Raw genomic sequence first — 11,913 nt, forward strand, 5'->3', positions numbered from 1 at the left:
CACTCCTCCTCGAATAGTTAAGCTTTACTTTTGTTGAAAAAACCGCAGTAGTCCATGCATATCCTTGCGATAGACAGAACGGATGGGGGAACGGCTGCATCTGCGTCCAAATCCCTTTTTGAAGGCTTAGTATTTACTTCAAGGACCCATGGGCGCCCGTTTATGTCAAGCGCCATATCAATCGCAAACTCTGCAAAAACTCCATCGAGCATTGCGGACAGGCTATCCGACACGTGAATCGCTGCCTCATACATGAACTTTTTTAAATGATAGGCTTCCCTTCTGTCAAATAAGTCCTCAAGCACCAGGAAAACCGGAAACAATTTTCCTCCTTGAGCTAGATTTGTAACAAAAGTATGTTCACCCGTCATTCTTGCAACCGAAGAGGAAACCTGCCATTTTCCCTTCGCTGAACGATAGCAGAGCAGTCGAAAATCGATAGGCTTTCCATAATAACAAAGCAGTGGAATGGCCTGTTGTATAAGGTAAGGCTCTTTGGTTATCAGCTTTTTTATTTCATTGTACATTTCCTCAAAGTCTGAATATTCGATTGTCTTCCCGGATTTGGAGGAAGAGTAATTGACTTTCACGGTCCCTTCATGACGGTCTAATTTAAATATTCGTTTGCCTTGGCTGCCGTGAACCGGTTTTAAGAATAGTTCATTTTTAGCTATCAGGTAATCCTTCAACTGATTTTTTTCTGCAAACAGCATCGTTTCTGGCAGATAGGGATGAAGATGAGGAAAGGATTGCAACAGCTGGTGAGTTAACCATTTATCGAGATAATGGTCATTGAAGATTGGAATTTGTTCGGTTCTCAACCCTCGTTTTATGGATTGAAAAACTTCTGATTGTTCATTTTTTCTAATATGGATCCGGTTGTGGATCATGTCAGGAAGCGGGGCGGGTTGCTTATGCCAATCACCTGAGCTGTAAAAATAACCTGTAGCCGTTTCAGTACAAAAGTCTTTGATCGAACTTACATAGAATATTGCATGCTTTTTTTGAAATTCCAAGGCAAGCAGCCTGCAAAAGGCTTGAACGGAGCCGAATTTGGGCTCGGTTTCCTGGATTTCCGTCAACAGGCAAATGACTGGCCCGACAGTCCATTCATCTGCCTTCTTTTTGATATGCAGAGCCACCGGAAAATCCACAGGTAAACACAAGGTAGAAAAAAGATCAGCAGACATTCGTGCATGCATACCTTCTTCATTCATTATTACGACTCTGGCTTTGGCCTTATTCCTGCCACAGGAAATTATTATATCGTCCGGACTGTCGCCAGCCTTTAAATATTCGGCAGCATCCTGGCTGATTTCAATCGTTTCGGCAGGGGACAGGGTACTTGATTCAAGTGTCAGTTTTGAATAATCCACAGCATTTCCCTCATTTGCTAAGGCTTCTGGTTAGACGCTATAATGGTCTATAGGCATTTTCCTAACATAGCTTATGTAGCAAGAAGATTACAGGTGAAAATAGGAGGCAAATGAACACAGTGGGTGTACTTGGAACATTTATATTTATGATCGTGATAGGTGCCGCAATAGGCGCTGTTACCAACCATTTAGCAATAAAAATGCTATTTCGCCCGTACAGGCCGATTTATTTATTCGGAAAACGGCTGCCGTTTACCCCGGGACTTATTCCGAAAAGACGGGATGATTTGGCTAAGCAAATGGGATTAACGGTCGTCAATCATTTGCTGACCCCTGAGGGTTTGAAGAAAAGATTAAATTCTGAGCTCTTTAAGAGCAATGTCATCAAATGGATTGAAGTGTTTATAGAAGAGACAAGCCAATCTTCTATGAAGATCAATGAGGTTTTAGGGAAAATAGGAATAAAAAATACTCATGAAAAAATTGATTCCTGGCTCAACAACTGGACAGACGAAAAACTGGATGAATTTTTGCAAAACCATCAAAATGAACCCATCAAAAATATGCTGCCGGAAGAAACGCATCAAAAGCTGACAAGCGGAATCCCGGTTGTGTCTGACTACATATTAAAAGTGAGCATCGGTTACTTTGAAAGCGAAGAAGGAAGAGACAGGCTGGAGAGGATGATCGATGATTTTTTCAAGGAGCGGGGCAAGCTCGGCAGCATGATTCAAATGTTTCTTGGCAACAGCAGCTTAGTGGATCGAATTCGCCCTGAATTAATCAAATTTCTAAACAATACAGAAACGAGGCAGCTGCTAACGGATTTGCTGAGGAACGAGTGGGCGAAGCTAAGAGAGTATACGTTCGAGGAAATAAATCAGACGTGGGAAGCAGAAACGATGATTAAAACGACGAAGCAGAAGATAATGAAGAGATTTTCTACTAAACCTATATTGGAAAAAAGGATTGGAGAAGCTGTTAAGCCTTTTAAAGAAGACATTACACAAACCTATCTTCCGGCTGCTTTTGATTGGTGTGTTAACGCACTTAATAATCATATGGACGATTTATTTAGGCGCATGAAGCTTGAAGAAATTGTAAAAGAACAAGTGGAGGATTTCCCGGTAGAACGATTAGAGGAAATGGTTCTTTCCATTTCAAAAAAAGAATTTAAGATGATAACCTATTTAGGAGGATTTCTCGGAGGAATCATTGGAGCCATTCAAGCTCTCTTTGTCATGCTTTTTTAATCCTGGCTATGGAGGCGTGTCTGGCATTCACCTTCTGTTTGGGTATTCGTATACTATGTTTAAATCGGCTGAAGTCTGTTATAGTGAGGGGAGTCTTTTTACTAAGAAAGGAGTTTTTCTAAATGACAAACAATTATTATGACGTGGCCTATGATCTTGAAAAAGCGTTGCGCCAAAGTAATGAATATGCGGAATTAAAAAAACTTTATGATGAAGTGAATGGTGATCCTTCTTCGAAGAGCATGTTTGAAAATTTTCGCGACATTCAATTAAAGCTGCAGCAAAAACAAATGCAAGGCGAGGAAATTACCCAAGAGGAAGTCGAACAAGCGCAAAAATCAGTTGCTCTTGTACAGCAGCATGACAAAATTTCCAAGCTGATGGAATCAGAGCAGCGCATGAGCATGATGATCCAAGAGCTTAACAAAATCATTATGAAGCCGCTGGAAGAATTATACGGAAGTACTGAACAGTAATTGATCGTAAATAGCTGACCCGAAAATTTTTCGGGTCGGCTTTTTTTGGAAAATCGGAGCGACAACAGTAAGAAATGTAAATACTTCGAATAATCCTATGACTTCTATTTTACCAGGTCCAGGAATACCTCATATCGGCATGCCAGCCATTGTTGGGAAAATAATTGTGGATGATATAAGCGGGACCCATGCCTTTGGCAAAAATGTTGTCTCTTTCGATCCTCAACTCCATCGGTCCCCCGATCTTCCCATTGTCGTTGTTGTCCTTCCACACCTCATACTGTTTATTACAGGTTTTGTCCTGGTGATACATATTATCACACCAAGGGCCGGACGGTCCGAACCAGACCTGCTTGTGATAAAAATCGACATCGGGAGCGTTCGGGTTGATGATTTGCCCCCATGCTTCAAGACAAAAGGGTTCAGACTGAATATCCCATTTCACGTAATGCTGTTTTCCTCCTTCAACCTTCTGAAGGGGCTTCATATTCCGGCAGCTGACATCCCCGATCTGTTCTTTCGTCACACGCTGTTTAAGAAAACTTGTATTACTGCCAAATCCATCAAGTAAAATCCACTTTCCGTCATCACTTTTCTCAAATTTTTCATAGTTTGCCGGCGGCCATTGATCAGGGTCTCCCCACTTAATATAAGATACCCCACCGCCTTGGGGCTCCCATGCCCACTGATTACGCCAATTGCCGGACCAGAATTGTCCCGCGCTCTTTTCGAACATGCGGGAGTAATCACCATACGTTCCAAGAGATTGTGCCTGAGCAATTCCAGTACAAAGACTTATTGTGATTAAAGCAAATATTCCTGTGACAATTACTTTCATCCTCATTCTTCAAAGGCCTCCTCATTTTCACACAAAATATTATAACTTATCGGAATAAGTGAGAAATAACGGAATTGCAGGAAAAACTAAAAACCCAGTCTAAATTACGGATCTTTAGTCAAGCTCACTACAATAGCTTGTTAATAAAAAATAATTTTATTTAAAAAAACTGCTTGTATTTTCCGTATGAAGCTGAGATAATATTTATGAAAATGCTTACATTTTAATTTTTTTCGGAATACAATCAGTTTGGTATATTTGTAGTTTAAGTTTTACTGTGAAATAAAGGGGATATTGAATAGATTCTTTCATATAAGTGTGTTCGGGATCACACAGGGGGAAAATGGGAGAAATGCCATATGGTTGTATTCCGAAAGATAAAAGTCCAAAAATTTTGGGCTTTTTATTTTGCGCAAACAGGCTGTTCTAAACCTCGTAATAAGGACATATTCTCTATAGGAGAACAGTCATCTTTAGAAGGGGGATTTCAGCTGTGTCAACTCGCATGTTAGCTTTAAATATTGACGGTACGCTGCTTCGTTCCAACGGACGCCTCCATCCGGCAACGAAAGAAGCGATAGAATATGTAGTGAATAAAGGCGTGTATGTCACACTTGTTACGAATCGGCATTTTCGTTCTGCACAGAAAATAGCCAAAGCACTTAAGCTCTCTTCAAGAATTATAGCTCATAGCGGCGCATTCATTGCAGACAAAGTCGATAAGCCTTGGTTTGAAAAAAGAATATCAGAAGAAAATACCTTTGCAATCACCCAAATCGTTGAAAGCTATAATGCAAACATTCGAATTTTGCATGAAAATTTTTCAATTGGAAACAAAAAGGCGATTAACAGTTCGTTAATTGGGAAAACTTTGATTCACCCGTCAGATCCTATTTTTTATCCTGTTCAATTTGTTGAATCGTTGAGCGATATGCTAATTGATGAACCAGTACGTGCGCCTGTGATCGAGATTTATCCTTCACCTGAGAATAAGAATGAAATCCGATCTATCATCGAAAAATCATTTTCAAATGTAATCCTTCGAGAAGTATCAGAGGATAAGATGATCGTAGTCGAAAAAGGGGTAAGTAAGGAAAATGCCCTTAGCCTATTAATATCGGATTTAGACTTGAGTATAGAAGATGTGGTCGCGATCGGATATGGAGTCGATGATCTTGCAATGATTGAACTGGCCGGATTGGGTGTTGCGATGGGGAATTCGCCAAACTCTGTGAAGCAGAAGGCGGATTGGGTGACCCGTACAAACGATGATCAAGGGGTCGCCTATATGATCAAAGAGCATTTTCGCAAGCAGCACAGCGATAACTTCATGAAAAAATATATCGTGAAAAAAAGATAACAAAAGCCGCACGAGAGAGCTCACATGACTCTCGTGCGGTTTTTCACAAACCCAGATCATACATCTACTACGCTTTTTGTTTTTCTCCCTCTTTTTTCCATTTAAACACTTTGTTAAGCAGAGTATAGATTTTTCTCGACTCTTTTGTCAGTAAAGGTCCTAAAATCGCCAGAATTAAAACATAAAGGGCGGCAAAAGGGGTTAAAATGCTTGATAAACCGCCGCTTATGCCGAGACCGGCTACAATTATGGAAAATTCACCTCGGGACACAATTGTCAAGCCAATGTTTGACGATGCCCGATGAGAAAGTCCTGCCCGTCTTCCGGCAATCATACCTGCTGTAAAGTTTCCGAGCAAAGTTAAAACAACTGCACCCAGAGCGAGCCAGATTGCATCTCCTAATGTGAACGGGTCGATGCTTAAGCCAAAGCTGAAAAAGAACATTGCTCCGAAAAAGTCGCGGAAAGGAACAACGAGTTGCTCGATTCGATCGGAATGCTCTGTTTCAGAGAAAACGAGTCCTAATAATAATGCACCGATTGCCTCTGCGACGTGGATTGTTTCTGAAAAACCGGCAATAAAAAACAGCGCGGCAAAAATTGAAATAATAAACACTTCGTTGGAACGAATATCAAAAATTTTGTTTAAGAGCCAAGGAAGCTTTCTGGCAATGATAAAGAACAGCAGCATGTACCCTAATGCAGTAAGAATCGAGATCAGTGCACTGCCGACCGAGGTGGCATCGCCCAGCACCAATCCTGATACGACGGATAAATAAACCGCTAAAAAGATATCTTCAAACATGATGATACCGAGAATAAGCTCGGTTTCCGGATTTGCCGTACGCTTTAGGTCGACAAGCACTTTTGCTACAATCGCACTTGAGGAGATTGTAATAATTCCGGCTACAATGAGTATTTCTAAAAACTCAAACTTCATAATAAACCCGTAAAAGATCCCCAGGCTGAAGTTGATCAAAATATATATTGATCCACCGACTGCAATCGATCTGCCTGACTTGATCAGCTTTTTGACAGAAAACTCCAGTCCGAGATAAAATAAAAGAAACAGGACTCCCATTCTGCCGAAAAAGTCAATAATCTCTGCGCTTTCGATAAATCGTAAATCAATGATCCCAAGCTTAGGAGCATGGGGACCCACAATCATTCCTAAAATAATTAAAAAAGGAATAATTGAAAATTTAATTCTGCTGGCGATAGCTGCAGCGATAGCTATTAAGACTAAAGCGGTACCGATTTCGAACACTAGATGATCCATAATTTATCACTCTCCCGCTCTAAGAAAATCATGTGTCATCAGCTTTAACGATTTTCTTTCTCCGGAAAGGACAAGTGTATCGCCTTCTTCAATAATGCTGTCAGCTCCCGGGTTCAGCAGTTTGTCTTGATTCTTTTTAATAATTGCAATGACAGTGACGTCATAATTTTGCCTGACGTCCAGCTCTCCCAGTGTACGTCCTATTGCCTTAGCCGATTTTTCGATCTTATACCACTCAATAATTAAGTCATTAAAAGCCATTTCAATCGACTCGAGAGCCTGTGGCTTATAGACCATCCCCCCGAGAATAGCTGCGATTTGTCTGGCTTCATTGTCATTTAATGAAATACTTGAAATGATTTCATCTGGATCATTTTCATCCATCCGGTAGATTTCTCTTCGTCCGTCATCATGAATGATAACCGTCATTTTTTCTTGGTTTTTAGTTACAAATTCAAACTTTTTTCCTATTCCTGGAAGATCGCTTTCTTTAATATTCAACCTCATCACTCCATTATGATAAAAATATCTGCTAATTAGTGCTGCTCTATACGTTATTTCAGGTAATTTCTTTAAATGACGGATTGAAAGCAGCGAGGTAATTTGATTGGTATTTTATTGGGGTGGCACATTTTCGATCAAGGAAGCAACGCTCTGTCAAATGTACCATTACTTCTTCCCGAGGCTGTTCTGGGCCGGATAGATTGAGAGGACGCCCATCACGAAGAGAGACACCAGCTATTTTAATGGCTGGGGGCTTTGCTGCAGTGTGGGAAGCATTTCCTTCCATATGAGGAGAAATTTGTTCCTCAATGCTTAAATCTTCTGAGGCAGTTATATACTGCGCATAAGGAGAAATAGCAAATAATACACATAAAAACGCTCTCAAAAACATTTTTTCCATTCTTCCCTCCTTTCCTAACTATATCAACTATATACTAAAGATAGATAATCTTTCAATTAAAAAGACTTTTTCAGTATCATATGATCTTATAATTTAATGGTCGGAACAGATTTCATCATGTGTGATAACCTATAAAATAGGGAATATAGAAGTAAAAACGATAAAAAAGAGGGTGAAATGATGATTAATGCGGCCATTGTTGCTTATGGATTATCAGGAAGAGTTTTCCACGCTCCGTTTCTACATACTCATCCAAAATTTAATCTTACAAAAGTTGTGGAAAGAAACAAGGAAGAGTCTGTAAAAAGGTATCCTTATGTGGATATCGTACGTTCAATTGATGAGCTGCTTACAGACGAAATGCTTGATCTGGTGGTTATTACTTCTCCAAATACCACTCATTATGAATTTGCAAAACAAGCCCTGGAAGCAGGCAAGCATGTTGTGATTGAAAAGCCGTTTACCGTTACGTCTCAGGAAGCGAAAGAACTCGGCAGATTGGCTGACAAGAAAGGGAAAATTCTTTCTGTTTATCAAAACAGAAGATGGGATGGAGATTTTTTAACTGTTAAACACATCGTGAAGAATAAAATGTTGGGAGATTTAGTCGATTTTGAATCCCACTTTGACCGGTTTCAACCATTACAGGCAGACCAGTGGAGGGAAAAAAACCTTCCGGGCTCTGGCGTCTTATATGATTTGGGCGCCCATCTAATCGACCAGACGATAGATTTATTTGGCTTGCCGCATTCGTTGACAGCAGAGATAAAAAGTCAGAGAGAGAAGGCTGAAGTTGATGATTTCTTTGATATTCGCCTTCATTATAGAACTCATACCGCTACACTAAAATCGAGCATGATCGTTAAGACGCTTGGGCCGCGATTCGTGCTTCATGGAACAAAGGGAAGCTATAAAAAATACGGCATTGATCCGCAAGAGGAGCTGCTTGATTCGGGTGAATTTCCTGATTCTCCTGCGTACAAAAAAGCCATTGAAAGCGATCAGTGGGGACAGATTGAAACCGAATGGAACGGTATGGCCATCAAAGGAAAGATTCAAAACGTTTATGGAAATTACACCTCTTATTATGATGACATTTACCAAGCAATCAAAGAGAATAAAAAACCGATAGTGACAGCCGATCAAGCATACAAAACCATCTGGCTCATTGAACAGATGCAAAAAAGCTCTGAAGAAAAACGAACGATTTTTCTGGAGGGCATAGATTGATTTCAACTTTATTTAAACACTTACTTACTCGTTATGAAGGCGGAGCGATAATTTTCAGAATGCTCCGTCTCTTTTAATTAATTATGAATCCTAACTTGATTAACTATCCTTTATTCCTGATTTTTAGGAAGACTACATATATTTCTATATCCTGATAAAAAAATTTGATTTCAAAAAAAGTCTTGAATAATGCACAAGAATGTATTACTGTGTATATAGATATAAACACATAAACAATTTGGAGGGTAAAACGAATGGCGATTCAATGTCAGCTGCTGAGGCAAGCTCTGCAGCAGAACCGTTTTGTAATGGCCGGCATTAGCGCTTCTTCTATTTTTCGAATCTTTTCATTTGTTTTGTCGTATGAACTAGTAAGGAGAGGAGAAGTTGCATGCTGAAAATAAGTCAAGTTACGAAGCGGTTTGGTAAGCATACAGCCGTAGATCATTTAGAATTGGATATTCCTGAGCAAGAAATGTTTGGGCTTCTGGGTGCGAACGGAGCGGGGAAAACGACAACGTTTCGAATGATTTTAGGTCTCTTGCAGCCTACTGAAGGTAAGATTACATGGAAAGATAAGCCGATCGATTATAGCGTCAGCCACTCCATCGGCTATTTGCCCGAGGAGCGGGGGCTGTATCCAAAGCTGAAAGTAAAGGAACAGCTAGTCTATCTGGGCAGACTTAAAGGGATGAACAAGAAAGAAGCAGAAATGGAACTCTCCAGGTGGCTTGAGCGCTTTAATATTGTGGAATACGCTGATAAAAAAGTAGAAGAACTCTCAAAAGGAAACCAGCAAAAAATACAATTTATCACTTCCATCCTTCATAAGCCGAAGCTGCTGATTCTAGATGAACCCTTCAGCGGCTTGGATCCTGTAAATGTTGAATTGTTGAAGGACGCAGTCACTTCCTTAAAAGAAGAGGGGACATCGATCATTTTTTCAAGCCACAGGATGGAGCATGTTGAAGAGCTTTGCCAGCACCTTTGCATTCTTCAAAGAGGGAAGCCCGTTGTGCAAGGGGAGCTTCGCCAAATCAAACGAGCCTTTGGCAAGAAAAATGTAACGATTCATGCTGACTACGATTTGGACTTTTTGAAAAATCATTCTGGCGTCGTCAAGTGGAAGGAAACGATGGAAGGCATTAAGCTGCAGGTAGAAAATGAAGAAATTTCGCAAAATATTTTTTCCAAGCTTTCAGGAAGAGGATTTCTGCGAAAGTTTGAGCTTGAAGAGCCTTCCTTGAATGACATCTTTATCGAAAAGGCGGGTGCTTCTTATGAATAGATTTATGATTATGCTTTTTCATACTTATAAATCTAAAATTCTATCAAAATCTTTTTTAATCTCAACCATGGTTACGGTCCTTTTTTTAGTAGGATTTACGAATATGAACTCAATCATTTCAGCTTTCAACTCCGATGACAAAGAAAAAGAGGTCGCTGTCGTCGATGAGACAGACCAATACTTCGAGCTTTTTTCTACCCAGCTTAAGCAAGCAGACCGTGACATTACCGTTACGAAAGTGGATGATGAGACGCAAGCGGAAAAAGAAGTGAAAGATGAAAAATCGGATGGGGTTTTTATTCTTTCCGGAGCTGAAGGTGAAAAATTAACAGGGACATTAAAAGCGATGGATTTTTCAGATTCAGAATTAGCATCAAAATTCGAGCAGGCCTTGCAGCAAACGAATATGGCTCTGCAGACCGCACAGCTGAACCTCAGCCAGGAAGAGCTGAATTCCTTGTTTGAACCTGCTTCTATTGAAAGAGTCGCTTTGGAGGAAACGGCAAAATCCGAAGAAGAGCTTAATCAGGCAAGAGGACTGGTTTATATCATTCTCTTCGTTATTTATATTTCAGTATTGATGTATGCTTCCATGATTGCGACGGAGGTCGCTACTGAAAAATCATCACGTGTTATGGAAATTCTTATTTCGAGTGTCTCCCCAGTGCAGCAAATGTTTGCCAAGCTTTTCGGAGTTGCTTTAGTCGGCGTCACTCAATTTCTGATTTTTGGATTGATTGGCTATGCTTCGTTTATGAGAAATGCAAATGACAGCTTATCTCCTGTCAGCGGCTTTTTTGATTTTTCAAATATTCAAATCTCTACTGTGATTTATGCCATCGTCTTTTTCTTGCTCGGATATTTTCTATATGCGACGCTGGCAGCTTTTCTCGGCAGTATCGTGAGCAGAATTGAGGACGTGCAGCAAACGGTAGCGCCGATGACCTTTTTAGTTATTGCAGGCTTTATGATCGCTATTTTCGGGCTGAGCACACCGGATGCACCATTTATTACGATTACTTCATTCATCCCGTTTTTTGCGCCGATGATCATGTTTTTAAGAGTCGGAATGCTTAATGTTCCTTTTTGGGAAGTTGCCTTATGCATCGGGATTCTGCTTGCCACGATCGCCGCATTAGCTGTAATTGGAGCGCGAGTATACAAAGGCGGAGTACTGATTTATGGAAAATCGAGTCCGTTAAAGGATATTAGAAGGGCGCTTCATTTGTCTAAAGAGTAAATCAAATAAAAATTAAGTGTTAAAAAGAGTGAGTATTCTTCATGAAGCAAGATGGATGAATACTCGTTTTTTTTGACTGATGGAATATTGCCTAATTTGCAAGGTGTAAAAACGGCCAAAGGGAAGGGATAAAATATGTATATGGTGATGAGTCTGTGTGACAGGAATATGAGTCAGGAGGAGACAAATATTCGTTCTTATTAATCAATAATGTATTATTATGGAAGGTGATGTTGTGCAATAAAATAGGTAGTGATGATTCAGTTCATTTTATTGAAAGTTTAGAATGGGAATTTTAAGAAAGAGAGGTGAAGTAGCTGATGAAAAAATGGCTGATTTTAAGCGCATTAATTATCACGGGATTTTTTGCAACAGGAGTTAGTAGTGACATTGTTGAGGCTGAAGACCAGGATCTTGATCCAATAGGGGATAAAATTGGTTGGGAAGATGGCCGTAGTGATGTAGAAGATCCTGTTGTTGCAAATGATGGTTTCGAAGATGGAGTAGATAATTCTATGGTGCAACCGAAGATTACCAAAGTATCAGATGATATAGATCTTTTACCTTCAGAATTTGGAGAGTGAGATGACTTAGGAACCTCGACATTTAAGTCGCCATAAAAAACGTTATATTCTGAGATTTGAACATTTCTTTAAATCTGATCATCCA

General features: G+C 40.0%; 13 protein-coding genes. 8 read left to right on the forward strand and 5 right to left on the reverse strand.

From position 1 onward, the window contains the following. Nucleotides 1-17 precede the first annotated feature (17 nt). Entirely contained in the window at nucleotides 18-1,376 is a 1,359-nt protein-coding gene (locus tag JOC74_RS24215) for a YheC/YheD family endospore coat-associated protein (protein WP_053602334.1), read from the reverse strand. A 119-nt stretch (nucleotides 1,377-1,495) separates the two neighbouring features. On the opposite strand from JOC74_RS24215, the gene JOC74_RS20360 reads away from it, so the two are divergent. Then, a complete protein-coding gene (locus JOC74_RS20360) occupies nucleotides 1,496-2,629 on the forward strand; it encodes a DUF445 domain-containing protein (RefSeq protein ID WP_053602335.1) in 1,134 nt (377 codons plus the stop codon). Between the two features lie 122 nt (nucleotides 2,630-2,751). Next, entirely contained in the window at nucleotides 2,752-3,105 is a 354-nt protein-coding gene (locus tag JOC74_RS20365; RefSeq protein ID WP_053602336.1) for a YlbF/YmcA family competence regulator, read from the forward strand. A 109-nt stretch (nucleotides 3,106-3,214) separates the two neighbouring features. On the opposite strand, the gene JOC74_RS20370 is transcribed toward JOC74_RS20365, so the two are convergent. Next, complete coding sequence (locus JOC74_RS20370; protein WP_053602337.1) at nucleotides 3,215-3,949, reverse strand: hypothetical protein; 735 nt, start codon at nucleotides 3,947-3,949, stop codon at nucleotides 3,215-3,217. A gap of 487 nt (nucleotides 3,950-4,436) precedes the next feature. On the opposite strand from JOC74_RS20370, the gene JOC74_RS20375 reads away from it, so the two are divergent. Then, complete coding sequence (locus JOC74_RS20375; RefSeq protein ID WP_053602338.1) at nucleotides 4,437-5,303, forward strand: Cof-type HAD-IIB family hydrolase; 867 nt, start codon at nucleotides 4,437-4,439, stop codon at nucleotides 5,301-5,303. A gap of 67 nt (nucleotides 5,304-5,370) precedes the next feature. Here the strand turns inward: JOC74_RS20375 and JOC74_RS20380 are convergent, their stop codons facing one another. The 3 genes from JOC74_RS20380 to JOC74_RS20390 are packed head-to-tail and all read right to left on the reverse strand — an operon-like array spanning nucleotide 5,371 to nucleotide 7,486. Then, a complete protein-coding gene (locus tag JOC74_RS20380) occupies nucleotides 5,371-6,582 on the reverse strand; it encodes a cation:proton antiporter (protein WP_053602339.1) in 1,212 nt (403 codons plus the stop codon). A gap of 6 nt (nucleotides 6,583-6,588) precedes the next feature. Next, nucleotides 6,589-7,083: a cation:proton antiporter regulatory subunit gene (locus JOC74_RS20385; RefSeq protein ID WP_053602340.1), complete on the reverse strand. Its 495-nt coding sequence runs from the start codon at nucleotides 7,081-7,083 to the stop codon at nucleotides 6,589-6,591. A gap of 58 nt (nucleotides 7,084-7,141) precedes the next feature. Further along, nucleotides 7,142-7,486: a hypothetical protein gene (locus JOC74_RS20390; protein ID WP_053602341.1), complete on the reverse strand. Its 345-nt coding sequence runs from the start codon at nucleotides 7,484-7,486 to the stop codon at nucleotides 7,142-7,144. Between the two features lie 180 nt (nucleotides 7,487-7,666). Here JOC74_RS20390 and JOC74_RS20395 point away from each other — a divergent pair, with 180 nt between their 5' ends. The 5 genes from JOC74_RS20395 (at nucleotide 7,667) to JOC74_RS20415 (ending at nucleotide 11,828) form a co-directional block, all read left to right on the forward strand. Then, complete coding sequence (locus JOC74_RS20395; RefSeq protein ID WP_053602342.1) at nucleotides 7,667-8,716, forward strand: oxidoreductase; 1,050 nt, start codon at nucleotides 7,667-7,669, stop codon at nucleotides 8,714-8,716. Nucleotides 8,717-8,970: 254 nt separating this feature from the next. Then, nucleotides 8,971-9,114, forward strand: a complete 144-nt coding sequence (locus JOC74_RS20400; protein ID WP_158320284.1) for a hypothetical protein — start codon at nucleotides 8,971-8,973, stop codon at nucleotides 9,112-9,114. Continuing rightward, nucleotides 9,108-10,004 carry an ABC transporter ATP-binding protein gene (locus JOC74_RS20405; protein WP_053602343.1) on the forward strand — a complete coding sequence of 299 codons (897 nt, stop codon included), beginning with the start codon at nucleotides 9,108-9,110 and terminating at the stop codon, nucleotides 10,002-10,004. The genes JOC74_RS20400 and JOC74_RS20405 overlap by 7 nt, the downstream gene beginning before the upstream one ends. Further along, nucleotides 9,997-11,244 carry an ABC transporter permease gene (locus JOC74_RS20410; RefSeq protein WP_211086301.1) on the forward strand — a complete coding sequence of 416 codons (1,248 nt, stop codon included), beginning with the start codon at nucleotides 9,997-9,999 and terminating at the stop codon, nucleotides 11,242-11,244. Before JOC74_RS20405 ends, JOC74_RS20410 begins: the two co-directional genes overlap by 8 nt. A 320-nt stretch (nucleotides 11,245-11,564) precedes the next feature. Beyond that, on the forward strand, nucleotides 11,565-11,828 hold the full coding sequence (locus JOC74_RS20415; RefSeq protein ID WP_053602345.1) for a hypothetical protein: 264 nt from the start codon (nucleotides 11,565-11,567) through the stop codon (nucleotides 11,826-11,828). Nucleotides 11,829-11,913 lie beyond the last annotated feature (85 nt).

Source organism: Bacillus capparidis (genome assembly GCF_017832095.1).
Classification (GTDB): Bacteria; Bacillota; Bacilli; order Bacillales; family Bacillaceae; genus Bacillus; species Bacillus gobiensis.